The 24,006-nt window shown below is 72.6% G+C and carries 26 protein-coding genes; 5 read left to right on the forward strand and 21 right to left on the reverse strand.

The window, feature by feature from the left end; all coding sequences use genetic code 11:
* Positions 1 to 55: 55 nt before the first annotated feature.
* From Voc01_RS36255 to Voc01_RS36270, 4 genes are all read right to left on the reverse strand, one after another.
* Positions 56 to 1,270, reverse strand: a complete 1,215-nt coding sequence (locus Voc01_RS36255; RefSeq protein ID WP_203932173.1) for an MFS transporter — start codon at positions 1,268 to 1,270, stop codon at positions 56 to 58.
* Positions 1,271 to 1,415: 145 nt separating this feature from the next.
* The gene (locus Voc01_RS36260) at positions 1,416 to 1,793 is read right to left on the reverse strand and encodes a DUF427 domain-containing protein (protein WP_203932174.1); all 378 of its coding nucleotides are present in this window, start codon (positions 1,791 to 1,793) and stop codon (positions 1,416 to 1,418) included.
* Between the two features lie 27 nt (positions 1,794 to 1,820).
* On the reverse strand, positions 1,821 to 2,753 hold the full coding sequence (locus Voc01_RS36265; protein ID WP_203932175.1) for a hypothetical protein: 933 nt from the start codon (positions 2,751 to 2,753) through the stop codon (positions 1,821 to 1,823).
* 78 nt (positions 2,754 to 2,831) lie between these two features.
* Positions 2,832 to 3,305: a hypothetical protein gene (locus Voc01_RS36270; RefSeq protein ID WP_203932176.1), complete on the reverse strand. Its 474-nt coding sequence runs from the start codon at positions 3,303 to 3,305 to the stop codon at positions 2,832 to 2,834.
* An 86-nt stretch (positions 3,306 to 3,391) separates the two neighbouring features.
* Here Voc01_RS36270 and Voc01_RS36275 point away from each other — a divergent pair, with 86 nt between their 5' ends.
* A complete protein-coding gene (locus Voc01_RS36275; RefSeq protein WP_203932177.1) occupies positions 3,392 to 4,207 on the forward strand; it encodes a hypothetical protein in 816 nt (271 codons plus the stop codon).
* A 40-nt stretch (positions 4,208 to 4,247) separates the two neighbouring features.
* On the opposite strand, the gene Voc01_RS36280 is transcribed toward Voc01_RS36275, so the two are convergent.
* On the reverse strand, positions 4,248 to 4,844 hold the full coding sequence (locus tag Voc01_RS36280) for a helix-turn-helix domain-containing protein (protein WP_203932178.1): 597 nt from the start codon (positions 4,842 to 4,844) through the stop codon (positions 4,248 to 4,250).
* Positions 4,845 to 4,909: 65 nt separating this feature from the next.
* On the opposite strand from Voc01_RS36280, the gene Voc01_RS36285 reads away from it, so the two are divergent.
* Positions 4,910 to 6,427 carry an MFS transporter gene (locus tag Voc01_RS36285; protein WP_203932179.1) on the forward strand — a complete coding sequence of 506 codons (1,518 nt, stop codon included), beginning with the start codon at positions 4,910 to 4,912 and terminating at the stop codon, positions 6,425 to 6,427.
* Between the two features lie 4 nt (positions 6,428 to 6,431).
* On the opposite strand, the gene Voc01_RS36290 is transcribed toward Voc01_RS36285, so the two are convergent.
* The 5 genes from Voc01_RS36290 to Voc01_RS36310 all read right to left on the reverse strand — a co-directional run bounded on the left by Voc01_RS36290 (position 6,432) and on the right by Voc01_RS36310 (position 10,610).
* Complete coding sequence (locus Voc01_RS36290; protein ID WP_203932180.1) at positions 6,432 to 7,244, reverse strand: YybH family protein; 813 nt, start codon at positions 7,242 to 7,244, stop codon at positions 6,432 to 6,434.
* Positions 7,245 to 7,272: 28 nt separating this feature from the next.
* On the reverse strand, positions 7,273 to 8,172 hold the full coding sequence (locus Voc01_RS36295; RefSeq protein WP_203932181.1) for a sigma-70 family RNA polymerase sigma factor: 900 nt from the start codon (positions 8,170 to 8,172) through the stop codon (positions 7,273 to 7,275).
* On the reverse strand, positions 8,169 to 8,678 hold the full coding sequence (locus tag Voc01_RS36300) for a MarR family transcriptional regulator (RefSeq protein WP_239160724.1): 510 nt from the start codon (positions 8,676 to 8,678) through the stop codon (positions 8,169 to 8,171). Before Voc01_RS36300 ends, Voc01_RS36295 begins: the two co-directional genes overlap by 4 nt.
* Positions 8,675 to 9,088 (reverse strand): hypothetical protein, encoded by a 414-nt coding sequence (locus tag Voc01_RS36305; RefSeq protein WP_203932182.1) that lies wholly within the window; start codon positions 9,086 to 9,088, stop codon positions 8,675 to 8,677. The genes Voc01_RS36300 and Voc01_RS36305 overlap by 4 nt, the downstream gene beginning before the upstream one ends.
* A 61-nt stretch (positions 9,089 to 9,149) precedes the next feature.
* A complete protein-coding gene (locus tag Voc01_RS36310; protein ID WP_203932183.1) occupies positions 9,150 to 10,610 on the reverse strand; it encodes a benzaldehyde dehydrogenase in 1,461 nt (486 codons plus the stop codon).
* Between the two features lie 113 nt (positions 10,611 to 10,723).
* Between Voc01_RS36310 and Voc01_RS36315 the strand changes: the two genes are divergently transcribed.
* A complete protein-coding gene (locus Voc01_RS36315) occupies positions 10,724 to 11,185 on the forward strand; it encodes a hypothetical protein (RefSeq protein ID WP_203932184.1) in 462 nt (153 codons plus the stop codon).
* On the opposite strand, the gene Voc01_RS36320 is transcribed toward Voc01_RS36315, so the two are convergent.
* Positions 11,182 to 11,931: a class I SAM-dependent methyltransferase gene (locus tag Voc01_RS36320; protein ID WP_203932185.1), complete on the reverse strand. Its 750-nt coding sequence runs from the start codon at positions 11,929 to 11,931 to the stop codon at positions 11,182 to 11,184. The two genes, Voc01_RS36315 and Voc01_RS36320, sit on opposite strands and share 4 nt — an antisense overlap.
* 138 nt (positions 11,932 to 12,069) lie before the next feature.
* Here Voc01_RS36320 and Voc01_RS36325 point away from each other — a divergent pair, with 138 nt between their 5' ends.
* Both Voc01_RS36325 and icmF read left to right on the forward strand, forming a co-directional pair.
* A complete protein-coding gene (locus Voc01_RS36325) occupies positions 12,070 to 12,354 on the forward strand; it encodes a hypothetical protein (RefSeq protein WP_203932186.1) in 285 nt (94 codons plus the stop codon).
* Between the two features lie 50 nt (positions 12,355 to 12,404).
* Positions 12,405 to 15,557 (forward strand): fused isobutyryl-CoA mutase/GTPase IcmF, encoded by a 3,153-nt coding sequence (gene icmF, locus Voc01_RS36330; protein WP_203932187.1) that lies wholly within the window; start codon positions 12,405 to 12,407, stop codon positions 15,555 to 15,557.
* Here icmF and Voc01_RS53460 read toward each other — a convergent pair.
* The 10 genes from Voc01_RS53460 to Voc01_RS54250 form a co-directional block, all read right to left on the reverse strand.
* Positions 15,554 to 16,354, reverse strand: coding sequence for a VOC family protein (locus tag Voc01_RS53460; protein ID WP_239160725.1), 801 nt, complete (start codon positions 16,352 to 16,354; stop codon positions 15,554 to 15,556). The genes icmF and Voc01_RS53460 overlap by 4 nt on opposite strands.
* A complete protein-coding gene (locus Voc01_RS53465; RefSeq protein ID WP_239160726.1) occupies positions 16,351 to 17,130 on the reverse strand; it encodes a VOC family protein in 780 nt (259 codons plus the stop codon). Before Voc01_RS53465 ends, Voc01_RS53460 begins: the two co-directional genes overlap by 4 nt.
* A gap of 89 nt (positions 17,131 to 17,219) precedes the next feature.
* Positions 17,220 to 18,323 carry an MFS transporter gene (locus Voc01_RS36345; protein WP_203932188.1) on the reverse strand — a complete coding sequence of 368 codons (1,104 nt, stop codon included), beginning with the start codon at positions 18,321 to 18,323 and terminating at the stop codon, positions 17,220 to 17,222.
* A gap of 59 nt (positions 18,324 to 18,382) precedes the next feature.
* Entirely contained in the window at positions 18,383 to 19,492 is a 1,110-nt protein-coding gene (locus Voc01_RS36350; protein ID WP_239160727.1) for a 5-methyltetrahydropteroyltriglutamate--homocysteine S-methyltransferase, read from the reverse strand.
* An 8-nt stretch (positions 19,493 to 19,500) separates the two neighbouring features.
* Positions 19,501 to 20,274, reverse strand: a complete 774-nt coding sequence (locus tag Voc01_RS36355; protein WP_203932190.1) for an ABC transporter ATP-binding protein — start codon at positions 20,272 to 20,274, stop codon at positions 19,501 to 19,503.
* Positions 20,271 to 21,035, reverse strand: a complete 765-nt coding sequence (locus Voc01_RS36360; RefSeq protein WP_203932191.1) for an ABC transporter permease — start codon at positions 21,033 to 21,035, stop codon at positions 20,271 to 20,273. Before Voc01_RS36360 ends, Voc01_RS36355 begins: the two co-directional genes overlap by 4 nt.
* Positions 21,032 to 21,814 carry an ABC transporter permease gene (locus tag Voc01_RS36365; protein WP_203932192.1) on the reverse strand — a complete coding sequence of 261 codons (783 nt, stop codon included), beginning with the start codon at positions 21,812 to 21,814 and terminating at the stop codon, positions 21,032 to 21,034. The genes Voc01_RS36360 and Voc01_RS36365 overlap by 4 nt, the downstream gene beginning before the upstream one ends.
* Positions 21,811 to 22,746, reverse strand: coding sequence for an ABC transporter substrate-binding protein (locus tag Voc01_RS36370; protein WP_239160728.1), 936 nt, complete (start codon positions 22,744 to 22,746; stop codon positions 21,811 to 21,813). The genes Voc01_RS36365 and Voc01_RS36370 overlap by 4 nt, the downstream gene beginning before the upstream one ends.
* Before the next feature lie 198 nt (positions 22,747 to 22,944).
* A complete protein-coding gene (locus tag Voc01_RS36375; protein ID WP_239160729.1) occupies positions 22,945 to 23,709 on the reverse strand; it encodes a glycoside hydrolase family 12 protein in 765 nt (254 codons plus the stop codon).
* 144 nt (positions 23,710 to 23,853) lie between these two features.
* The gene (locus Voc01_RS54250) at positions 23,854 to 23,976 is read right to left on the reverse strand and encodes a hypothetical protein (protein WP_275423785.1); all 123 of its coding nucleotides are present in this window, start codon (positions 23,974 to 23,976) and stop codon (positions 23,854 to 23,856) included.
* Between the last annotated feature and the right edge of the window lie 30 nt (positions 23,977 to 24,006).

Genomic DNA, 24,006 nt, shown 5'->3' on the forward strand with positions numbered 1-24,006 from the left:
CACCGAGTCCGGCCCGTTTCCTCCCCGTGACCCGGCGACCCGCCCACGCACCGTCCTATTCGACGCGCCGCGTCGCGGCCAGATACGTCACCGCTGTCATGACCGCCAGAAGGAGAAGGCACACCGCGACGACCCCGGCACCCCGCCATCCGATGAGGACGCCGACGAGCGCCGGCACCGTCGCCGCACCCGCCGATCCGGCCGCCGTCTGCAGCCCGATGACCCGGTCGGCGTGCCGCCCGCCGACGCGGTCCCTCGTGGTCAGCGTCAGCAGCGGCCACACGGGTGCCGCCGACAGGCCCAGCGCCAGCACGCCGGCGGCCGCCGCCGTACCGGGCAGGAACAGCAGGGCGGCGCCGGCGACCATGCCGCCGAAGCAGGCCAGGAGCACCGGACGCGCGCCGGTGCGGTCGGCGACGGGTCCGAGTACGAGGCGTCCGGCCAGCAACGCCAGCCAGTACCCCGACACCAGCAGCGCCGCGGTGGTCGGCCGGACGCCCCGCGCGTCGGTCAGGTACACGTACGCCCACAGCGACGCGGTGGACTCCAGACCGGTGTGCACCGCGAACAGCGTCATTCCGGGCAGGGCCGCCCGGAGCAGGGCCGCCCGGAGCAGCGCCGCCCGGAGCAGGGCCGCCCGGAGCAGCGCCGTCCGGGGCGGGGCCGCACGGGGCGGGGCGGCGGGCGGGTCGGACCGCGGCGCGGTCGCCCGTGGCGGGTGCGCCGCGACGGGCACGGGCGCGGTGACCCACGACCGCGCGGTCACCGCGAACGCCACCGCGAGCACGCCCAGGACGGCCGCGACCGTCGCGAACGCCCACCGCCACGACAGGCCGAGTGCGGCCGCGCCGGTGACGATCAGCGGACCGCACGCCGCGCCCACCCCGTAGCAGGCGTGCATCCACGTGATCCGGCGCGCGCTGAACCGCCGGGCGACGTGCGCGTTGAGTCCCGCGTCGATGGCGCCCGAGCCGGCGGCGAACAGGCACGACGCCGCGACCACCACCCAGAACGCGGTGGCGCCGCCCTGGATCAGCAGCGCCGCACCGGCCAGCGCCGTGCTGACCGCGAGGAGCCGGCCGATGCCGGCACGGTCGAGGACGAACCCGGTCGCAGAGCTCGACAGCATGGAGCACACGACCGCGATGGGCAGCATCAGCCCGAGCGCGCCGACCGGCACGCCGAGGTCGAGCCGCATGGAGGGCCAGGAGACGCCGAGAACACCGTCGGGGAGAGCGATTCCGAAAAAGGCGAGAAAAGCCAGAAGCATGGGGACCTTCGAGGGCAGCGTCGCACGGCGACACCACTCGTTCAGCGGCGCAGCACGCGCGACTGGTCGGAAAGGGACCGGTCAACGCGTGCGCGGCTGCCCGGGTCGCCCTTCACATCCCCTCGAGGAACACACGCCCCGCAGATTACAGAGGAAGCTCCTCGATCGTCACCTTGTTCGGGTAGAACGCCACGTACTCCTTGATCTGTGCGACCGCGTCGTGCGGCGTCTCGTAGGTCCACACGGCGTTGTCGCCGGCGGGGCCGGCGGCCGGAACGCTGAAGTACGACGCGTCGCCCTTGAACGGGCAGTACGTGTGGTGGTCGGTGCGCTCGAGGCGGGCCAGGTCGACGTCGGCCCGCGGGACGTACGCCACCGCCGGGTACGAGGCCTCCTTGAGGCTCAGCGCGGCGGTCGTGTCGGCGATCACCGTGTCGCCCACCCGCACGACGACGCGCGAGGCAGCCGGCGTGATCGTGATCGGGTGGCTGGGCCCGGGTACGAGAACTGGCTTGTCGGTCATACCCGGGCCCAACACCGCGACCCGGACCTATGTTCCGGTGACCAGCTCGGTGTATGCGGCGACACCGTCGGGGTCGGCGTAGCCGCCGGCCGGCACGCTGCCGGTGCCGAGGTACCAGTTGTCGTGCTGCCAGTACAGGACCGTGTCGAAGCCGTGCGACTCCAGCCAGATCCGCGACGCCCTGATGGCCGGACCGCGGGAGGCCCGGGTGCCCATGTCGTCGTCGATGCCCCACTCGGTCAGCGACAGCGGCCTGCCCAGCCCGCCGAACGCGCCGTACCAGCGCAGCATCCGCGGGTCGCTGCCGACCGACACCGGGTCGTCGGGTTCGCTGCCGCGGGTGCTCGCCTGCCAGTACAGGTCGAAGCCGTAGGCGTCGGCGTAGGCGGACGGCACGATCCAGTCCTGGATCTCGCGGTCGCCGCCGGTGCCGTTGTTGGTGACCTTCGTCGAGCCCGGCCGCCACTGGTACGACATGTGCACCGGCACCACCTTCACAGCGGAGTTGACGGCCTTCACCAGGCCGTACACCCGGGTGAACGCGGCCACGAACTGCACGCCGGTCATGTCGTCCTCGGGTTCGTGGAAGTACGTCAGGTACCCGCCCGACGGCATCGCCGCCGCGATCGCCTGCACCTCGGTGTCGCACGAGCCGGCGGCCACGCCGGTCGGGGTGCACGAGGTCTTGAACGAGTACCAGAGGATCGCGCCGTGCGTCGTGTGGCAGGTCACGGCGTCGGCGGTCGGCGCGGTGCCGGTCGAGGTGAAGACCCGACGGATCGCGAGCGGACCGAGGACGCCGCGCTCCTGCAGGAACCCGGCGCACGTGTTGCCGCTGCCGACGGTGTCGTTGACCGAGGTGGTGGCGCCCACGTACGTCGGCGCGGTGGCACCGGCGGCGGCGGGCGGTGCGAACGCGAACACGACGACGGCGATGAGAGCGATGCGGAGCATGGACATATTTCCCTCCCTGACTACACAGGGTGGGGAGGTGAACAGATCGACAGCAGGTCGATGAGTTGAGTGAGCGGTGAATGACTACGGAACGGAGTGCTCCGGGGGCGGGCGGTGCGTGGTCACCACCCGGTCGAACCGGCGGCCGCCCGGCGCGCTCCTCCCGGTCACCTCGCACGTGACGACGCGGACCGCGCCGTCCACCGGCGCGACCGCGCCGGTGCCCCACCGCAACCACAGCGCGATCCGCCCGGCGTCGGCCTCCGCGCGGAGCTTGTCGAGGGTGCGGCGCCGGTCGGTGCGGTCGACCTCGACCACGACGGGCGCCCCGACGGGACGCGCGCACGCCACGTCCAGCGTCGAGAACTTCCCCTGCATGGGCGGCGGCAACGGGACGACGGAGCGCGCCCGCCGGTACACCCGCCAGTTCTGCCGTTCGGCCCAGTCGACCACCGCCGCGATGAGCACCTCCGTGACCTCGTCGGCTGTGCGGTCCAGGAACGTCAGCCCCTCGATGCGCTCCGCCAGGGAGGAGGCGACGGCATCCGCGTCGGTCATGGAGGGCACCATAGCGCCGGCCCGTGCGTACCGTGAATCGACAGTGCTCGGTTCGGAACCGTGCGAAAAGGGGTACCGGATTCGCTATGGCGCTCACCTCGACGAACCCGCCGGAGTCGGCACCGCCGCCGGACACCCCGCCGGAGAGCCCGCCGGCGGACCGGCAGCGTGGCGTCGACCGGAAGTGGCTGGTCGCCGGAGCGGTGGTGCTCGTCGTGCTCCTGCTCGTGGCGGTCGTGCTGGCCGCGGTCGCGAGCGGCGACGACGACCGGACGGGGCCGGGCCGCGGCAACCACGTCGTCACCGGTCCGGTCGGCGACCGCGCCGAGGCGACCCTCGAACTGCTCACCGGCGCCACCTCGGTGACCGTGCGCGCCGCCGACCTCGACGGCCACCTGTACGAGGTCCGAACCCCGTCCGACGGCCGGCAGGTGCCCCTGGTCTCCGCCTCCGACGACGGCGTGGTGCGCGTCGAGCTGGGCGACTCCGGCACGACCGGCCCGTCGGCCGTCGAGATCGTGCTGAACCCGGGGACCACGTGGCGGGTCCGGCTGGTCGCCGGGTCGACCCGGCACACCGTGGACCTGTCGGCGGCCCGGGTGAGCGGCGTCGAGTTCATCGGTGGGGCGGGCAGCATCGATCTGACGCTGCCGCGCCCGTCGGGCACCGTCGAGGTGCGCATGGTCGGCGGCACCGGCTCCTGGTCGACGCACCTGCCGGCGGGCGTGCCGGTCCGGGTCGCCGCGCAGGCCGGCGCGGGCGCGGTGACCGTCGACGGCGCCACGCGCAACGGCGTGCCGGCCGGCACGACGGTCACCGGCGACGGCTGGGACGCCGCCGCCGACCGCTACGACCTGGTGGCGACCGGCGGGATGGCGTCGTTCACGGTGGACCGCCGCTGACCCGTCCGGCGCCGGCGGGGTCAGCGCCGGCGCCGGACGACTACGGCGGTCCGGCCGGCCCCGGTGCCGCGCGCACGTGCGCGCGCTCGCCCTGGCGGCCGACGAGGCTGAGGAACTCGACCGGGCCGGCGCCGGTGGCACCGAACCAGTGCGGGGTGCGGGTGTCGAACTCGGCGGCCTCACCCGGCCGCAGCAGCAGGTCGTCGTCGCCGAGCACCAGCCGCAGCGTGCCGTTGAGGACGTAGACCCAGTCGTAGCCCTCGTGGGTGCGCAGGTCGGGGACGCGGTCGTCGGCGCCGGCGGGCAGGACGAACTTGTAGGCCTGGATCCCGCCGGGTCGCCGGGTCAGCGGCAGGATCGTCGACCCGTCGCCGGCCGCGATGGGGCGCAGGTTCACGCGGGGGTCGCCGGTCAGCGGCGCGTCGACGAGCTCGTCGATGGTCACACTGTGGGCACGGGCCAGCGGCAGGAGCTGCTCGAGGGTGGGCCGGCGCAGCCCGGCCTCGAGCCGCGACAGCGTGCTGACGGAGATGCCGGTCTCGTCGGCGAGCTCGGTGAGCGTGAGGTCGCGGCGCAGCCGCAGCTGCTTGAGCCGCGGCCCGACGGCGTCGAGGGTGCGGTCGAGGTCCTCTGCCATGCCCCCATTTTGCCATTCGGCAAAGTTCTTTGCTGATCGGCCGGGTCGGCGGACACCATCCGGGCATGATCTCTTCCACCCGGGCGGCCGAGGCCGACCCGACGGTTCACGACCCCCGCCGGCGCCGCGCCGTCCTGGTCGCGGTGTGCGTCGCCCTCATGGCGGTGATCGCGTCCGTCTCCGGCCTGAACGTCGCCCAGCAGCAGGTCGCCGTCGCGTTCGACGCGTCGCAGGGCACCGTCCTTTGGATGATCAACGTCTACACGCTGAGCCTCGCCGCGCTGCTCCTGCCGCTCGGCGCCCTCGGCGACCGGTGGGGCCGCCGGCCGGTGCTGCTCGCCGGCCTCGCCGTATTCGGCGTGGCCGGCGCGGCGGCCGGGCTCGCCACCTCGTCGGTGATGATGATCGTCGCGCGGCTGGCCGGCGGCGTCGGCGCCGCGATGATCATGCCGGTGACGCTGGCCGTCATCACCTCGACGTTCCCGCCCGGCGACCGCGCCCGCGCGATCGGCGTGTGGACGGGCGTCGCCGGTGGCGGCGGCATCCTCGGCATGTACCTGTCGGCGGTCCTGGTCGACGCGGCGACGTGGCGGTGGCTGTTCGCGCTGCCCGTCGTGCTCGTCGGGGTGGCCGCCGTGCTGGCCCTGCGGTCCGTGCCCGACTCGCGGGAGCGGTCGCCGCACCGGTTCGACGCGGTCGGCTCGCTGCTGTCGGTGGTCGCCGTCACCGGGCTGATCGTCACGCTGCACGAGGGGCCGGTCCGCGGCTGGACCGACCCGGCGACCCTGGTGGGCCTCGCCCTCGGCGTCGCCGGCAGCATCGCTTTCGTGGCGTGGGAGCTGCGCCGGCCGGGTCCGCTGCTCGACGTCCGCTCCTTCCGCGACCGGCGGCTGTCCAGCGGCTCGCTGGCCCTCCTGGTGCTCTTCGGCGTGCAGGCGGGCATCTTCGTCGTGCTGTTCCCGTACCTGCAGGCGGTTCTCGGCTGGTCGGGCCTGCGGTCGACGCTGGCTCTCATGCCGATGGCCGGCGTGATGATGCTCGCCGCCGGCCTCGCGCCGCGGGTGGCCGCACGCGCCGGGAGCCGCGCGACGATGGCGGCCGGTGCGCTTGTCGGCGGTGCCGGGCTGGCGCTGATGGCGACGATGGTCTCGGTCGGGGACGGCTACCTCTCGGTGCTGCCCGGCATGCTGGCCATGGGCCTGGGCATGGGCCTGACGCAGACCCCGTCGACCGAGGCCATCACGTCGGCGCTGCCCCGGGAGCGGCAGGGGGTGGCGTCGGCGCTCAACGACGTCACCCGCGAGCTCGGCACCGCGCTCGGCGTCGCCCTGCTCGGCGCCGTCCTGACGGCGGGCTACCGCGCGGCCGTCGACGCGCGGGTGGGTCCGGTGCCGGCCCGCGACGGCATCGCCACGGCGCTCGCCACCGGCGACGGGGCGCTGGTCGTGGCCGCGCGGCAGGCGTTCGTCGACGGCTGGCGGCAGGCCATGTGGGTGGGGGTGGCGGTCATGGCGGCGCTGTTCGCGTACGTCGTGGCCCGGGGTCCGTCCCGGGACGCCGGGTCCGGCGCCCCGGGACGCTGATCCGTCACGGCGTCAGGTCGGTCGCGGCCCTGCCGCTGTCCGGGTCGCGCGGGTAGGACAGGTGCTGGTGGACCATCGTCCAGCCGTCGCCGGTGTTCCGGAACACCCGCGTCCCGCGCGACCACTGGACCTCGCCGTCGACGGTCACCCGGTCGAGCCCCCACACGACGGCGAGGTTCTCCCGGACGGCGACCGTGAGGTCGGTCGGCTCGAACGCCACCTCACCGGGTGCCTCCAGGCCCATCCGGCAGACCTCGCGCACGGCGTCGATGCCGACGTAGCGCAGCGGGGCGTCGAGCTCGTACGAGACCACGTCGTCGTCGATGGTGGCGACGAGGCCGTCGAGGTCGCGGGCGGCGGTCTTCGCCGTCCAGCCCTCCACGACGTCGCGGACCTGCCGTTCGCCGGTGCCTTCGTCACCCGTGGTGTCGCAGAACGAGTGGTGCTCGTGGCTGACGACCCAGCGTCCGTCCTCCCGGCGCAGCCCGAGCGTGAGCCGCAGCCGCTTCTCCGGGTCGCGGGCCAGCTCCTCGGTGGTCTCGCAGCGCAGCAGCGCGTGGGCGAACGCCACGTCGTCGCCGGCGGTGACGTCGAGCTCGACCAGCTCGAACACCGCGCCGCTGGCCTGCCACCGGAAGAACGGCGGCCAGGTCTCGCGGTAGGCGTCGATGCCGCGGACGCCGTTCTGCGGCGGCGGCACGTCGAACATGACGATGTCGTCGCTGTGGTCGGCGAGGACGTTCTCCATGTCGCCGGTGTGGACGGCGGTCACCCAGCGTTCGATGAGGTCACGGATCTGCTTCTCGTTCTCGGTCATACAGATGTAACCCCGCGAACGGCGGAAACTAATCGCGCAGCGTCTCGGGAAGCCCGAACCGGGTGAGGTCGGCGTCCAGGAACGACACCACTTCCGAGATCATCCCGTCGCGCAGTGTCACCACGTCGAGGCCGCCGGGCACGTACAGCTCCTTCGCGACGTCGAACCGGTACGTGCCGAACGCCAGCTGCCCGTTCGCCCGGGTGGGCAGGAACCGCCACCGCAGGTCGAGGGGACCGTCGAGCAGGAAGCCGCGGATCGCCGCGTGTCCCGCGTACCACTCGGGCAGCGGCGGCATCGAGTAGCGGGCGTCCTCGGTGAGCATCCCGACGATCGCATCGACGTCGCGGGCCTGCCACGCCGCCGTGTACCGGGCGGCGAGGTCGCGGACCGCGTCGTCGCCGGGCGGGTCGTCCCTCCGCAGCCCGCCGACGGCGGCCCGGGCCCGCTGCAGGCCGCTGTTCACCGCCGCGACGGTGGTGTCGAGCAGGTCGGCCACCTCGCTCGCGGGGAACCCGAGCACCTCGCGCAGCAGGAGCACCGCGCGCTGCGTCCCGGACAGGCGCTGCACCGCCGCGACGAACGCCAGCTCGACGCTCTCGCGGGTGACGACGTGCGTCTCCACGTCGGGGTAGGGCTCCAGCCAGGTCAGCTCGGTCGGGGGAGTGGCGGGGTCGAGGTCGGTGGGCAGCTCGCGGCGGCCGCGGCGCCCGATCATCGTGAGGCAGCGGTTGGTCGCGATGCGGTAGAGCCAGGGCCGCAGGGGTCCGCGTCCGTCGAAGCGGTCCAGGCCGCGCCACGCCCGGAGGAACGTCTCCTGGACCGCGTCGTCGGCGTCGTGGGTGGACCCGAGCATCCGGTAGCAGTGCGCGTGCAGCTCGGCGCGGTGCGGCTCGACCAGCCGGGCGAAGTCGTGTTCGTCGGTCATGGCCCGCTGAAGTCGCCGGCGTCGAGGCGCAGCTCGCGGAGCACGGTCACCAGCGTCCGGATGCTGTCGCCGGACAGCCCCGGCCGCGTGAAGACCCGGTCGTTGAGCCGCTTGGTCGCCTCGGCGGCGAGCGTGCGCCCCTCGTCGGTGATCTCGACCAGCACCGTGCGTCGGTCGCTCGGATGGGTGCGCCGCAGCACCAGTCCCGCGCTCTCCAGCCGCGCGGCGGCGTTGGTGATGCTCGTCGGGTGCACCTGCAGGCGCACGCTGGCCTTGGTCATCGGCATGCCGCCGCGGCTGCTGAACGACAGCAGCATCAGCAGCTCGTACCGGGCGAACGTGAGCCCGAGCGGCCGCAGCACCTCCTCGACGCGGGCCAGCACGATCGCCTGCGCGCGCATGATCGACGTGACCGCCGCCATCCCGTCGGCGGCCTCGGCCCAGCCGTGGTCGCGCCAGTGCCGGGCCGCCTCGTCGATCGGGTCGAGCGGCAGTGGTCCGGTCACGACGCCCGCGCCAGGACGTGGTCGAGGGCCGCCCGGAGGGTCACGCGTTCGCCGTCGCGTCCGCCTTCGCCGAGCACCAGCCGGGGTGGTGACGGCGCGAGCGTGACCCCGGTGAGCATGCCGCGCAGCGACCCCGGCACGGCGAGGACGTAGTAGCGCCCGTCCTCGCCGACCGCGATCCCCTCGTCGGGACGCAGGTACCAGCCGCGCAGCCCGGTGCGGAACCGGCGCCGCCCGTCGTAGGAGCGGGCGACGAGCGGTTCCGACGGCACACCGCGCTCGCGGGCCACGGTGGCGAACTCCCGCAGCATCGCGGCGGCCTTCTCCGACTCGACCGCGGTGCGCCGGGCGAGGTCGGCCGCGTGGGCGTCGATCGCCCGCGCCCGCTGTTCGGCCCACCCGTCGGACATGCCAACACCCTAGTTCCGTGCGCCGCCGTACGGTGCCCGGCGGCCGTACGCCCCCGTGTGGTCAGAACGGGTACGTCGGTGGCTGGCTGCGCATCGTGACCCAGCGGGTCTCCGTGAACGCCTCCACGTTCGCGGCGGCGCCGCCGAAGCGCGACCCGGTGCCCGACGCGCCGAGGCCGCCGAACGGGGCGTTCGCCTCGTCGTTGACGGTCTGGTCGTTGATGTGGACGATGCCGGTCGGCATGCGGTCGGCCAGGGCGAGGCCCTTCATCACGTCCTTCGTCACGATGCCCAGGGACAGGCCGTACTCGGTGTCGGCGGCGATGCGCACCGCGTCGTCCACCGAGCCGAACTTCAGGACGGGCGCGACCGGTCCGAAGATCTCCTCCGCGAACGCCGGCGCGCCCGCCGGTACGTCGGACAGGACGGTGGCCGAGTAGAACAGGCGGTCGTAGGTGCCGCCGGCGGCGACCCTCGCGCCGGCGTCGGCGCTCGCGGTCACCAGGCCGTGGACCTTGTCGCGCTGCCGCTCGTCGATCAGGGGACCGAGGGCGACCTCGCCGGCGGCCGGGTCGCCCACGGGCAGGTGGGCGGCCTTGGCGGCCAGCCGCTCGACGTAGTCGTCGTAGAGGCTCTCGTGGACGATGTGGCGGCCGGTCGTCATGCAGATCTGGCCCTGGTGGAAGAACGTGCCGAACGCGGCCAGGGTGACCGCCTCGTCGACGTCGGCGTCGTCGAGCACGACGAGGGCGGAGTTGCCGCCCAGCTCCAGGTGGGCCCGCTTGAGGTGCTTCCCGGCGAGCTCACCGACCCGGCGGCCGGCGCCGGTGGAGCCGGTGAACGAGATGACCGGCACCTTCGGGTGGGTGATCAGGGCCTCGCCGGCCTCGACGCCGCCCGGCACCACCTGCAGCACGCCCGGCGGCAGGCCGGCCTCCTCGAAGATGCGGGCGAGCACCACGCCGCCGGTCACCGCCGTGCGCGGGTCGGGCTTGAGCACCACCGCGTTGCCCAGGGCCAGCGCCGGTGCCACCGACCGGATGCCCAGGATGATCGGGACGTTGAACGGCGAGATGACGCCGACGACGCCGACCGGCACCCGCCGCGACATCGACAGCCGGGGCTGTTCGCTGGCCAGCAGTTCGCCGTAGGGGCGGCCGGGCAGGCCGGCGGCCTCGTAGCACTCCTGCTCGGCGACGTGCAGGGCGAAACCGGCCATCGGCGGGATCGTGCCGACCTCCCGCACGTTCCACCAGGAGATCTCCTCGCCGTGCTCGGTCCAGAGCTGGGCGGCCTTCCTGAGGACGGCGGCCCGCTCGGCGTGGGAGGTGGCCGCCCACGCCGGCTGCGCCGCGGCGGCACTCTCGACGGCCTGGGCGATGTCGGTGGCGTCGCCGGCACCGGTTCGGCCGATGACGTTGCCGGTGGCGGGCTCGACGACGTCGCGGCTGCCGCCGGACGCCTCGGTCCACTTGCCACCGATGAAGACGCGGTTGGTCCAGAGTTCCTTGTCCAGAAGCATGGCGGCGGCTCCCTTCCCGGTATCCGCCGACCGTATTGGTGCGCTCCGTCGAGCGCAACCTTTTGCGCGGTCAACTACCTCCGGGTTTGCTGGGGATCCGGTACCGTCCACCGGTGCGTCGTTCCGTGGAGATCCCGATCGACGCGCCCGACGTCGACGCCGCGGCGGCGATGCTGCGCTCCACCGGGCCGGTGCCCGGGGCCGGGCTGCGGACACGGGTGCGCCCCGACGGTCGGGTGCGGGCGCGGGTCGTGGGTGGCGGCTCCGGTCCGCCGGTGCTGGTCGGGCGCCTGGCCGGTGGGCCGCACGGCGTGGTGCTGTCGGGCACGGTCCGCGAGGCGCGCACCGAGCGGCTGACCACCGCCGGGTTCGCCGGCCTCACCGGGCTCATGGCGCTGGTCACCGGCGCGCTGCTGCTGGCCGGGGAGTTCGCCAACCCCGGGATCTACGTCTGCGCGGCCGGAGCCGCCGCGTTCGCGGTGATCACGCTGCGGCTCCGGCGCGCGCGGCGGCTCGCGTTCCCGGTGGAGGCCGACGAGCTCGAGGAGGAGCTGCGGGCCGTGGCCGGAAGCTAACGCGGACCCGCGAGCAGCGAGAACGTGTTCGGCAGGTGCCCCTGCCAGGCGGCCGCCTCCATCTCGCCCATCTTCCAGAACGGCTCCGGGTGCTCGCCGAGGTGCCTGATGGGCAGACCGGCCGCGACGACCGCGTTGACGATCTGGCCCAGGTTCCACTGGTACTCGACGGCGCCGTTCGCCGGGTACGAGTCGCACGGGTACGAGCGCATGAAGTAGCGGCGGTCGGGGCGGATGCGGGCCTCGTCGAGGTCCCACGACCACAGCGCGAACGCCGGGTGCCCGTCGTAGACCCACAGGTGGCCGCCGGGCCGCAGCAGGCGGGCCACCTCTCGGGCCCAGGCGTCGAGGTCGGTCATCCAGATCAGCGCGCCCTTGCCGGTGTAGACGAGGTCGGCGCAGCCGTCGGGCAGTGTCGTGTCGGGGATCGTCGCCACGACGTAGGAGATGGGTGCGCCGAGGTCGGTCGCGCGCTTCGCGGCCGCGGCCGCCGCGCCGCTGCTGTAGTCGACGCCGACGACCGAGCGGGCACCGGCCTTGACCAGCGCGTGGTCGTCGATGCCGTCGCCGCTCTGCAGGTGCACGACCTCGGGACCGCGCGCCAGCAGCGGCGTGAGCACCTCCCGTTCGACGTCGACGAGCGAGAACCCGTCGCGCGCGAGCACCAGCAGCTCGTCGTACTCCCGCCAGTACTTCTCCGACACGGCCGTCCAGGCCGCGTGGTTGACCCCCGTATCGATGTCCATGGCTCCCATTCTCCGGGTGGCGCCACCGGTTTAGCGGGGGGACAACCCCACCAACGGCCGGGAGGTCGCCCCACTGACGGCGACCGTGGAAGGCGGAAACATCTGAGCTACCACCTTCGGCCATACGGGAGAGACACCATGAATCAGCAGACCCGCGACCGCGTCGACACCGCCGCGATCGGCCTCATCCGGCCCGACCGGGTGGGCGCGCCCGCGCCGCACACCCGCATCCGCCGCTTCACCACGGCCGCGTGGCTGGTCGCCACCGGCACCCAGTTCGCGGTGTGGGCCATGATCATCATGGTCACCCTCGACTGGGAGAACCCCTGGTGGTTGTGGACCTTCATCCCCGGCGCCCTGGTCACCGCGGCGGTGTACCGGCTGACCGAGCTCGACCTCCAGTCGCGTGGACGAAAATACTAGGACGCCCTAGTATTCTCAGTACCTGGAATCCACAAGAGGACGGTGCGCCGATGCTCCACGTCCCCGCCGAGCCGGTCCGGTTCGTCACCGCGTCGAGCCTGTTCGACGGGCACGACGCGTCGATCAACATCATGCGGCGGATCCTGCAGTCGCAGGGCGCGGAGGTCGTGCACCTGGGCCACAACCGGTCGGTGCGCGAGGTCGTCGACGCGGCGGTGGAGGAGGACGTGCAGGGCGTGGCGGTCTCGTCGTACCAGGGCGGGCACGTCGAGTACTTCGAGTACCTGGTCGACTCGCTCCGGAAGGCCGGGGCCGGCCACGTGAAGGTGTACGGCGGCGGCGGGGGTGTCATCATCCCCGCCGAGATCGCCCGGCTGCGCGGGAGCGGCGTCACGATCTTCTCGCCGGAGGACGGCCAGAAGCTCGGCCTCGCCGGCATGGTCAACACGATGATCCGCGACTGCGACTGGAGCCCGTGGAGCGTCCGCCGGGTCGACGCGCAGGACGTCATCGGCGGCGACCGGGTCGCGATCGGCCGCGCGATCACCGGGGCGGAGGCCGGGAAGCTGCCGATGGAGGAGCTGCGGGCGGCCGCGCGGCGGCGCACGGTGCCCGTCCTCGGCATCACGGGTACCGGCGGGTCGGGCAAGTCGAGCCTCACCGACGAGCTGGTCCGCCGGCTGCGCCTCGACCAGCAGGACAAGCTGCGCGTCGCCGTGGTCGCGGTCGACCCGACGCGGCGCAAGGGCGGGGGCGCGCTGCTCGGCGACCGCATCCGGATGAACGCGCTCGACGGCGGGTCCGTGTACTTCCGGTCGCTGGCCACGCGGGGGTCCCGCGAGCTGCCGGAGAGCCTGGAGGACGTGATCACCGTCCTGCGGGCGGCCGGGTTCGACCTCGTGATCGTCGAGACGCCCGGTATCGGGCAGGGCGACGCGGCGATCGTGCCGTTCGCCGACGTCGCGTTGTACGTGATGACGCCCGAGTTCGGCGCGGCGTCCCAGCTGGAGAAGATCGACATGCTGGGCTTCGCCGACGCGGTGGCGATCAACAAGTTCGAGCGGCGCGGCGCGGCCGACGCGCTGCGCGACGTGGGGCGCCAACTCGTGCGTGAGCGGGAGGCCTTCGGGCAGCGGCCCGAGGAGATGCCGGTGTTCGGCACGTCGGCGGCGACGTTCAACGACGACGGGGTCACCGCGCTGTACCAGTTCCTGCGCGGCCTGCTGGCCGACAAGGGTCTGCCGGTGAGCGAGGGCGTGCTGCCGCCGGTCACGTCGAGGACGACCACGATGATCCGCCGGCTCACCCCGCCGGAGCGGGTGCGCTACCTGGCCGAGATCGCGCAGACGGTGCGCGACTTCCACGCCGAGACCGACGCGCTCGCGGAGAGGGCGCGGCGGCTGCAGCGCCTGGAGGCCGTCGCGCGGGAGCTGCCCGCGGCCGGCGACCTGCTCGACGCGGCCCGCGCCGACCTGCCGTCGCCGGTGCGGGAGCAGCTCGACGCGTGGCCGCGGGTGGTCGAGGCGTACTCCGGCACCGAGCACGTGTTCTCGGTCCGGGGGAAGGAGATCCGAACGCCGCTCACCCGTACCTCGTTGAGCGGCAACGAGATTCCGCGGGTGGCGCTGCCCCGGTACACCGACCACGGCGACCTGCTGCGGTGGCTGCGGCGGGAGAACCTGCCGGGGTCGTTCCCGTTCACCGCGGGCGTGTTCCCGTTCAAGCGCGACAACGAGGACCCGGCCCGCATGTTCGCCGGCGAGGGCGATCCGGCGCGCACCAACCGCCGGTTCAAGCTGCTGTCGGCCGACGCGCCCGCGACCCGCCTGTCGACAGCGTTCGACTCGGTGACGCTCTACGGCCGCGACCCCGACCCGCGGCCCGACATCTACGGCAAGGTCGGCACGTCCGGGGTGTCGGTGGCGACGCTCGACGACATGAAGGTGCTCTACGACGGGTTCGACCTCGTGTCGCCGTCGACGTCGGTGTCGATGACGATCAACGGGCCGGCGCCGACGGTGCTCGCGTTCTTCCTCAACACGGTGATCGACCAGCACGTGGCGAACGGCGGCACGGCCGCGGAGGCGCTCGCGCAGGTGCGCGGCACGGTGCAGGCCGACATCCTCAAGGAGGACCAGGGCCAGAACACGTGCCTGTTCTCCACGGAGTTCTCGCTGCGCATGATGGGCGACATCCAGGAGTGGTTCATCGAGAACGACGTACGCAACTTCTACTCGGTGTCGATCTCGGGCTACCACATCGCGGAGGCGGGAGCGAACCCGATCAGCCAGCTGGCGTTCACGCTTGCCAACGGCTTCACCTACGTGGAGTCCTACCTGGCCCGCGGCATGGACATCGACGACTTCGCGCCGAACCTGTCGTTCTTCTTCTCCAACGGCATGGACCCCGAGTACTCGGTGCTCGGCCGCGTCGCCCGGCGCATCTGGGCGGTGACGATGAGGGAGCGCTACGGGGCGAACGAGCGCTCCCAGAAGTTGAAGTACCACATCCAGACCAGCGGGCGCTCGCTGCACGCGCAGGAGATGGACTTCAACGACATCCGCACCACGCTGCAGGCCCTCACGGCGATCTACGACAACGCCAACTCGTTGCACACCAACGCCTACGACGAGGCGGTCACCACGCCCGGCACCGAGTCGGTGCGGCGGGCCCTGGCGATCCAGCTCATCATCAACCGCGAATGGGGTCTGGCGGTCAACGAGAACCCGCTGCAGGGCGCGTTCATCGTCGACGAGCTGACCGACCTGGTCGAGCAGGCCGTGCTGGCCGAGTTCGACCGCATCTCCGAACGCGGTGGCGTGCTCGGCGCGATGGAGACGGGTTACCAGCGCGGCCGCATCCAGGACGAGTCGATGCTGTACGAGCAGCGCAAGCACGACGGGAGCCTGCCCCTGGTCGGCATCAACACGTTCCTGCGTCCCGACGGCGCCGCCCCGACTGTCACCGCGGTCGAGCTGGCCCGGGCCACCGAGGCGGAGAAGGAGTCCCAGCTGTCGCGGCTGCGCGCCTTCCACGACGCCCACCGCGACGAGGCCCCGGCCGCCCTGGCCCGCCTCCGCGAGGCGGCCATGAGCGACGCCAACGTCTTCGCGGTTCTGATGGACGCGGCCAGGGTCTGCTCGTTGCAGCAGATCACCGAGGCCTTCTTCGACGTGGGAGGCCAGTACCGCCGCAACGTCTAGGCGTCGGGGTGCACCACGACGCAGAAGAGGTTGCCCTCCGGGTCGGACAGGACGGTGTGGGGCACCTCGGCCCAGCCGTCGACGGGGGTGGCGCCGAGGGCGAGCAGCCGATCGACCTCGGCGCGCCGGGTTGCCTCGTCGGGGACGACGAGGTCCAGGTGTGTGCGGTCGTCGGTGTCCAGGGTCAGGGGAGGGCCCTGGCCGTCGGGAGGGAGGAGGAACGGGGAGGAGGCCGTGTCGCCGTAGCGGGTGTAGCCGAGGGCGGCCGTCCAGAAGCGGGCGGCGCGGTCGAGGTCGTCGACCTTCAGGACGACCGTGCCGACCCTGGCGACGCCCGTACCCGGCGGGCGGCGGCGCTCACCGGTGGCAGGAGGGGGGACGGCCAGGATGGCGATCGCCATGGCGCTCTGCGCGAGCAGGAGCAGGCCCTGAACCGCGGTCAGGGTACGCCACCACGAGGGGTAGAGGTCGGCGTCCGCGTACGGGTCGGTGGCGGCGGCGAGGATCAGGATTCCACCGAGGCACGCGGCGAGCACCACCGCCACGGCCAGGGGCGCCAGCAGCGGGACCCGGCGCTCGACCAGCACCACGAGGCCCAGCGCCAGCACCACCCCCACGACGTAGGCGGCGGTGAACAGGTCCTCGGGGAACCGGTCGGCGACGGGCAGGGGCTGCGACGCCCGGTACTCCAGGTCGTTCAAGTCGACGGTGCCGAGGCCCACGTACAGCGCGACGAACCCGGCCACGAGCAGGCCCGCCACGGTCGTGACGGCAACGTGCAGGGTGCGGGGTGTCACGGGCGCACCACCACGTCGAACAGGTTGCCGTCCGGGTCGGCGAGGACGACGTGGGCCGCGCCGGGACGGTCGACGGGGCTGGCGCCCAGGGCGACCAACCGGTCGACCTCGGCGCGCCGGGTCGCCTCGTCGGAGACGACGAGGTGCAGGTGCGGGTGGTCGTCGCGGCCCAGGGCCAGCGGGATGCCGTGCCCGTCGGGGGGTTCCAGCCACGGCGACGCGCCACCGCGGCGGACGTAGCCCAGCGCGCGCGACCAGAAGCGGGCGGCGCGGTCGAGGTCACCGACCGTCAGCGACACGTGACCGAGGCGCACGTCGCGCGGGGCCGGCCGGGGGAGGGCGATGACGGCCAGCCCGAACACCGCGACCAGCACCAGGCCCTGCGCGATGCACAACGGCGCGTACCACGACGGGACCAGGGTGGCCAGCACGCCCTGCGGCGTCAACGTGAGCAGCCCGTCGAGGGCCAGGACGAGGCCCAGCGCCACGCCGGCCATCAGCGCCAGGCTCAGGGCGCTGCGCGGCCTTTCGCGGCCGAGGGTCCACCAGCGCTCCATCAGCACGATCACCAGCACCGACAGGGCGGCGCCGCCGGCGTAGGCGGCGACGGCCAGCGTCCACCGGTCGGGGGTGGCGCGCGGCCGCAGACCCTGGGTCGACCGGTAGGACCCGATCGCGTCGGCGGCCTCCGACGCACCCAGGTACAGCACGGCGAACCCGGCGACCAGCGCCATCGCCGTCACGCAGACGCTGACGTACAGGACGCGCGAACGCATACCCACCTCCCCGTCCGGACGGGACAGTGTGGCACGCCGGGGCTCCGGGCGGGTCGGGCCGTCGCGGCGGGTCGGGCCGTCGGGGGCGGTCAGGGCGCCGGGACGCGCTCCGGGCGTCCGACAGCGGTCGACGCGGCGGCGCCCACGACGGCGGTGACGATCCCGACGGCGCCCAGCACCAGGAACGAGGCGCGGTAGCCGCCCGTCAGGTCGGTCAGCCGGCCCAGCGCCACCGGGCCCAGAGCGGCCAGCACGTACCCGACCAGGAACGCCATGCCGGTGTACGCCGACGCGGCCCGCGGTGTCGGCGCCAGCGCCGTGACCACCGTCAGCGCCAGCGAGAGGTTGCCGCCCATGCCCAGCCCCAGCAGCGACGCCCACAGCCACGGCGTCGCGGCGAACGGCCACGGGGTGAGGGCGACGAGGAACAGGCCCACGGTGGTCACCAGGACCGATCCGACCGTCCACAGGGGAAGGCGCCCGAAGCGGTGCGCCAGCACCGGCATCGCGAACGCGAACACCATCTGGGTGGCGCTGAACAGCGCCAGCAGCAGGCCGGCCCGCGCCGCGCCCATGCCGAGCCTGGTGTACACGGCCGCCAGCCAGGCCAGCGCGCCGTAGAACAGCAGCGACTGCGTCCCCATGAACAGCGTCCCCAGCCACGCGGCACCGCTGCGCCACGGCAACGGGACCCGCGGCCCGCCGCGCGCCGTGCCCGGCGACCGCACGAGCAGCCACACCACCAGAGCCACCGCCGCCGGGACCGCCCACACGGCGAGCACGGTCTGCGGGCCCAGCCCGAGCGCGTGACGCAACGGTTCGGTGAGGCCCGCGGCGAGGAACGCACCGGCGATGAGCGCGGCGGTGTACAGCCCCGTGACCGGGCCGACCCGGTCGGGCACCCGTCCCCGCACCACCGACGGCAGCAACGCACCCGCCACGGCGATCCCGGCACCCGCCACGGCGGTGCCCGCGTACAGGCCGGCGACCCCGGCGACCGCCCGCAGCAGGCAGCCCGCGCCGAGCAGGCCCACCGCGAGAGCCAGGGTCGCCGACTCGCCGAACCGGCGCGCGCCGGCGGCGGCCAGCGGCGCGAACAGGCCCATGCACAGCACCGGGACCGTCGTCAGCGCACCGGCCGCCGACGCCGACAGGTCGAACGCGGCCGCCAGGCCGTCGACGATCGGGGGCACCGACGTGATGACCGGGCGCAGGTTCGCCGCGACGAGGACGACCGCGACGTACCAGAGTCTCAGCCCCAGACCTCCGCCGCGGTGTCGACGATCAGCCGCAGCTTCGCCACCTGCTCCTCGTACGTCAGCGCGTTACCCTCCACAGTGGACGAGAACCCGCACTGCGGCGACAGGCACAGCTGCTCCAGCGGCACGTACCGGGCCGCCTCGTCGATGCGGCGCTTCAGGTCGTCCTTCGACTCCAGCGCGCCGCGCTTGGTGGTCACCAGGCCGAGCACCACCATCTTGCCCGGCGGCACGAACCGCAGCGGCGCGAAGCTGCCCGACCGCTCGTCGTCGAACTCGAGGAAGAAGCCGTCGACGGCCAGCTCGCTGAACAGCGCCTCGGCGACGAAGTCGTACGAGCCCGACGCCGCCCACGACGACCGGTAGTTGCCGCGGCACATGTGCGTGGTCACCCGCAGGCCCTCCGGCTTGTCGGCGAGCGCCGCGTTGATCTGCCGGATGTACCGCAGGTGCTGGTGCTCGGCGTCGTCGCCGCGGGCCTCGAGCTCGGCGCGCTGGTCGGGGTCGTTGAGGTAGGCGAGGCTGGTGTCGTCGAGCTGCAGGTAGGTGCCGCCGAGCTCGTGCACCGCCCGCACCTGCGCGGCGTACGCGGCCGACAGGTCGGCCCAGAACTGCTCCTCGTCCGGGTACACGGCCGGGTCGATCGCCGCGCGGCCGCCCCGGTAGTGGACCATCGACGGCGACGGGATCGTCAGCTTCGGCGTGATCCCCGGCCCGGCGACCGACCTGAGGAACTCGAAGTCGGACGCGAAGATGGGCTCCTGCAACGTGATCGGCGCGTTGATCTGCAGCGCCGGCGCGGTGAACTCCACGTCGCCGTCGTTGTTGTGCATGCGGACGGTGAGGCGCCCGTCGCCCTGCCCGACGCCACCGAGGCGGTAGATGAAGTCCATGTGCCACGAGGTGCGGCGGAACTCCCCGTCGGTGGCCGATTGCAGCCCGACCTCGGCCTGCATGCGCACGACGTCGCGGATCGCGTCGTCCTCGATGGCGCGCAGGTCGGCGGCGGAGATGGACCCCTCGGCGCGTTGCTGGCGGGCCTTCAGCAGCGCCGGCGGCCGCAGCAGGCTGCCGACGTGGTCGGCGCGGAAGGGTGGCAGCATGTCGATCCTCATTTCGTGAGCAGTTTGGCCTTCTGGATGCGGGAGTAGACGTGCCCGCGCAGCTCCACGAAGCGCGGGTCCGACCGGGTGGTCAGCTGGTCGCGCTCGGCGGGCAGGTCGACGGACAGGTCCTCGAGGACGGTGGTCGGCGACGACGACAGGACGACGACCCGCTGACCGAGGTACACGGATTCGTCGATGTCGTGGGTGACGAACAGCATCGTGATGCCGAACTTCTTCCACACGTCGCGGACGAGGTCCTCGAGTTCGGCGCGGGTCTGCGCGTCGACGGCCGCGAACGGCTCGTCCATCAGCAGCACGGTCGGCTGGAACGCCAGCGCCCGCGCGATCGCGACCCGCTGCTGCATGCCGCCGGACAGCTGCCACGGGTACGCGGTGTGCGCGTCAGCGAGCCCGACCGCGGCCAGCGCCTCGGCGACGAGGTCGCGGCGCTGCCGGGCGGCGATGCCCTTGGCCCTCAACGGGAGCTCGACGTTGGCGCCGACCCGCAGCCACGGAAACAGGCTGCGGCCGTACTCCTGGAAGACGATGGCGAGACCGTCGGGCGGTCCCTGCACCGGGCGGCCCGCGACCGTGACCTCGCCGCCGGACGGCGTGAGCAGCCCGGCCAGGCACCGCAGCAGCGTGGTCTTGCCGCACCCGGACGGGCCGACGACGCAGACGAACTGCCCCTCGTCGACGCCGAACGTGATGTCGGCCAGCGCCTCCACCCGGCGGCCGTGCCCGTCGTAGGCCTTGCGCAGGCCGCTGATCTCGATCAACTCCGCACCCCGTCGTGTGTAGCCCCGTGGTACCACCCCAGCACCCGCCGCTCGACGAGCCGGAACAGCACCGACAGTACGACGCCGATGATCCCGAGCAACAGCACGCCGCTCCACATCTCCGGGATCTGGAACCCGGTCTGGAACTGCCGGACGGTGAACCCGAGGCCCTGGCTGGCCGCCTTCAGCTCGCTGATCACCATGAGGATCAGCCCGACCGACAGCGCCTGCCGCGCGCCGGCCATGATCTGCGGGCTGGCCGACCGGAGCACGAAGTGCCGCAGCCGCAGCGTGCCCGTGATGCGATAGGCGCGGCAGGTGTCGGCGAGCACCTCGTCGGCGGCACGCACACCGGCGACCGTGTTGAGCAGCACCGGCCACACGCACCCGGAGACGATCACGAGCACCTTCATCAGGTTGTCGATGCCGGCGATGAGGATGAACACCGGCACCAGCGCCGGCGGCGGGATCGCCCGCAGGAACTCCAGCACCGGCTCGGTGAGGTCGCGCAGGACCCGGTTCGTCCCGATGACCACACCGGCCGCGACCCCGATCACGAGCGACAGCGCGAACCCGACGGCCAGGCGCAGCAGGCTCGGCAGCACGTCGTCGACCATGCGGGGGCCGAACCAGGTCTCCGGGAACACGCCGAGGATCTTCGACAGCGGCGGCTGGTAGAAGTCGGTGCTGCCGGCGCTGGCGACCCACCAGATGGCGAGCAGCGCCACCGGCAGCGCGAAGAACGTGACGAGGCGCCTCACACCGGCACCTCACCGCGGACGGACGGGTGCCAGGCCAGCACGTACCGCTCGGCGCGGCGGGTGACCAGGTTCGCCACCACGCCGATGAGCCCGGTGACCACGACGATCGCGTACACCGCCGGCACGGCGCCGCTGTTGTACGCGGTGTCCATCAGCTTGCCCAGGCCGGGCGTGCCGACGATCAGCTCGCCGGTGATGGTCAGGATCAGCGCCACCGACGTGGCCAGGCGGATCCCGGTGACCGCGTACGGCAGCGCGGTCGGCCACACCAGGTACCGCACCCGGTAGACGAACCCGAGCCGGTAGGACAGGGCGGTCTCGCGGGCCACCGGGTCGACGTCGGCCACGCCGTGCAGCACCTGCACCAGCACCTGCCAGAACGCCGCGTACACGACGAGCACCAGCGTCGAGGCCATTCCCGTGCCGAGCAGCACGATCACCAACGGGATCAGGGCGACCGACGGGATCGGCCGCAGGAACTCGATCGTCGACGCCGTGAGCTCGCGCAGCAGCGGCACCGCCCCGATCACCACGCCCAGCACGATGCCGGCGACCACGGCGATCAGCAGCCCGAGGAGCCAGGTGGTCAGCGTCTGCCGGAACGCGGTCCAGAACGCGCCCTCGTCGGCGTGGTCGGCGAGGGCGCCCACGATCTCGCTGCTGGGCGGGAAGTACTCGCGGTCGAGCACCCCCACCCGCGGCACGATCTCGAGGAGGAGACCGAACCCGACCAGGCCCGCGGCACCGAGCAGTGCTCTGCTGTGGGGCGGCGCAGTCACGGCAGCAGCGAGTTCACGTCCGGCTTGGACTTGAGCAGGCCGTACTCGACCGACAGGTCGGCGAGCTTGTTGACGGCGTCCGTGTCGATGTCGGTGGGCCACTTCGGCAGCGTGAGCGCCTTGCGGACCTCCTCGGTGATCTGCGTGTAGGTGCCGAGGATCCGGCGCACCTCGTCGGGGTTGGAGTTGGCGTAGGACAGCGACTCGTTCATCGCCTCGGTGAACCGCTTGACGAGGTCGGGCTTGGCCTGCTGGGTCTCCAGCGACGTGAAGTACAGGGCCACGCACAGGTTCGGGTCGACGTCGGCGTAGGCGCCGACGGTCTTCCAGCCCTTGGCCTTGGCCGAGGACAGGAACGGCTCGACCACGAAGATGCCCTGCACGTTGCCGGCGTCGAGCTGCGCGGCCATGTCGGGGAAGGCCAGCTCGACGAAGCTCACCTTGTTCGGGTCGCCGCCGTCCTGCTTGACGATGTCCTTCACCGACGTGTCGACGATGTTCTTCAACGCGTTGGTGGCGACCTTCTTGCCCTCCAGCTGCTTCGGGCTGGTGATGGCCGGGTCCTTGACCACGATGCCACCGAAGTCGGCCTGCGGGTTGCCGGTGGAGTTCACCCCGTTGGCGACGACCTTCAGCGGCGCGTTCTGCGACTTGGCCAGCAGCAGCGAGACGACGTTGCTGAAGCCGAACTGGTACTTGCCCGACAGCACGTTCGGCGCGATCTGCGAGCCACCCTGTGCGGTCTCGAGGGTGAGGTCGATGCCGCGCTTGCTGAAGAAGCCCTTCTCCTTGCCGAGGTAGATCGGCGCGACGTCGAGGATCGCGATGACCCCGGCGGTCACCTTCTCGGTCTCACCCGGGCCGGTCGGGCTGTCGGTGGAGTCGTCGCCGCAGGCGGCGGTGGCGACGGCGAGCAGGAGGGCGGCGAACACGGCTATGGAATGGCGGCGAGGTGGCATGGCTGACTCCGGTGGCGGTCCGAGTGGGGGTGGTGACTTGTTCGGATGTCGCACGCACGTTCTCTGAGAGAACTTATGACCCGCACTCATGATCGTCAACCTGACACCGGCCGACGCGGGGGAGCGGCGCCCGGGCGACAGGCCCGGGCGCCGAACGGTCGGCCGTGGCGGTCAGCCGGTGACGGTCAGGGAGTTGGTGACGAAGTCCCGGCCGCCCGCGGAGGACGTGATCTCGTAGCCGAACTGCACGTCGCCGATGGTGACGTCGCCGAACCAGCCGCGGCCGCGGATCCACTGGCAGATCTGGGTGACGTCGACGGTGCCGGAGCTGGTGTTGCCGGTGCGCAGGAACGAGTAGACCTGGTTGGCGCCGTTGGAGCCGCGGTAGATCTGCCACGTGTGCCCGCCGACGCTGGCGGTGGTCTGCAGCGAACCGAGCGGGCCGACCGGCCCGTACCGGTTCATCCACAGCATGATCTCGTGCGCGTGGTCGGACGACCAGATGTCGTACGCCGAGGTGAACGCGACGCCGCTGGTCGGCACGGTGACGTTGAACTGGCTGGTGACGGTGCCGAGCTGGCTCACGCGGCGGCCGATCCACCGGGTGGAGTTCGGGTAGGCCTTGATGCCGCCGGTGTTGGGATGGTCGGCCCACACGCCCCAGTTGGTGGCCGAGTTGGCCCAGATCGTCTGCGGGCCGTAGCCGGAGCCCCAGATGTTGTTGTAGAGCGTGTAGCCGCCGCTGGACCAGGTGCCCCACCGGTCGGACGACCACCACACGGCGGCAGTGGCGGGGCTGGGAACGGCCGCGGCGGTGAGGGCGCCGGCGGCGGCCGCGGCGGTGGCGGCGAGCAGGCCGCGGCGGCGCAGGTACGGATGGGGAGCGGGCCGGTCATCAGAGGATGTGGCATCAAAGGACATGGCATCAAAGGACATGGCATCAACGTAAGTCGATGCCTACCCGGCGCGGAAGAATTCGACGGAATTCGACCATACGCCGCATTCGGCGTTCGATGGACCCGGCGACCCCGGACTCCCGGGCACGTCGTTGTGGACGGGAGTCCAGGATCGCGCGAGAAGCTACTTCTTCTTGCTCTTCTTGGACTTTTTGTCCTTCTTGTCCTTCTTCTTCTTGGCCATGGTGGACTCCCTCCCTGCGGGCGACACCGACCGGACATCCAGGCGTCGCACGGCGTTGGTCATCCTGCCACCCGGAAGGTGCCGGCGATTAAC

Source organism: Virgisporangium ochraceum, from assembly GCF_016863655.1.
GTDB classification, from domain to species: Bacteria; Actinomycetota; Actinomycetes; order Mycobacteriales; family Micromonosporaceae; genus Virgisporangium; species Virgisporangium ochraceum.

What these genes read in the sequence shown, in the direction of transcription:
- Voc01_RS36275 (WP_203932177.1), top strand. Translation starts at nt 3,392, where the DNA reads ATGGCGCTCACCTCGACGAACCCGCCGGAGTCGGCACCGCCGCCGGAC.
- Voc01_RS36325 (WP_203932186.1), top strand. Translation starts at nt 12,070, where the DNA reads ATGAATCAGCAGACCCGCGACCGCGTCGACACCGCCGCGATCGGCCTC.
- Voc01_RS36350 (WP_239160727.1), bottom strand. Translation starts at nt 19,492, where the DNA reads ATGCTGCCACCCTTCCGCGCCGACCACGTCGGCAGCCTGCTGCGGCCG.
- Voc01_RS36255 (WP_203932173.1), bottom strand. Translation starts at nt 1,270, where the DNA reads ATGCTTCTGGCTTTTCTCGCCTTTTTCGGAATCGCTCTCCCCGACGGT.
- Voc01_RS36295 (WP_203932181.1), bottom strand. Translation starts at nt 8,172, where the DNA reads ATGACCGACGAACACGACTTCGCCCGGCTGGTCGAGCCGCACCGCGCC.
- Voc01_RS54250 (WP_275423785.1), bottom strand. Translation starts at nt 23,976, where the DNA reads ATGACCAACGCCGTGCGACGCCTGGATGTCCGGTCGGTGTCGCCCGCA.
- Voc01_RS53465 (WP_239160726.1), bottom strand. Translation starts at nt 17,130, where the DNA reads ATGCGTTCGCGCGTCCTGTACGTCAGCGTCTGCGTGACGGCGATGGCG.
- Voc01_RS36270 (WP_203932176.1), bottom strand. Translation starts at nt 3,305, where the DNA reads ATGACCGACGCGGATGCCGTCGCCTCCTCCCTGGCGGAGCGCATCGAG.
- Voc01_RS36285 (WP_203932179.1), top strand. Translation starts at nt 4,910, where the DNA reads ATGATCTCTTCCACCCGGGCGGCCGAGGCCGACCCGACGGTTCACGAC.
- Voc01_RS36320 (WP_203932185.1), bottom strand. Translation starts at nt 11,931, where the DNA reads ATGGACATCGATACGGGGGTCAACCACGCGGCCTGGACGGCCGTGTCG.
- Voc01_RS36260 (WP_203932174.1), bottom strand. Translation starts at nt 1,793, where the DNA reads ATGACCGACAAGCCAGTTCTCGTACCCGGGCCCAGCCACCCGATCACG.
- Voc01_RS36290 (WP_203932180.1), bottom strand. Translation starts at nt 7,244, where the DNA reads ATGACCGAGAACGAGAAGCAGATCCGTGACCTCATCGAACGCTGGGTG.
- Voc01_RS36310 (WP_203932183.1), bottom strand. Translation starts at nt 10,610, where the DNA reads ATGCTTCTGGACAAGGAACTCTGGACCAACCGCGTCTTCATCGGTGGC.
- Voc01_RS36375 (WP_239160729.1), bottom strand. Translation starts at nt 23,709, where the DNA reads ATGTCCTTTGATGCCATGTCCTTTGATGCCACATCCTCTGATGACCGG.
- icmF (WP_203932187.1), top strand. Translation starts at nt 12,405, where the DNA reads ATGCTCCACGTCCCCGCCGAGCCGGTCCGGTTCGTCACCGCGTCGAGC.
- Voc01_RS36305 (WP_203932182.1), bottom strand. Translation starts at nt 9,088, where the DNA reads ATGTCCGACGGGTGGGCCGAACAGCGGGCGCGGGCGATCGACGCCCAC.
- Voc01_RS36280 (WP_203932178.1), bottom strand. Translation starts at nt 4,844, where the DNA reads ATGGCAGAGGACCTCGACCGCACCCTCGACGCCGTCGGGCCGCGGCTC.
- Voc01_RS36265 (WP_203932175.1), bottom strand. Translation starts at nt 2,753, where the DNA reads ATGTCCATGCTCCGCATCGCTCTCATCGCCGTCGTCGTGTTCGCGTTC.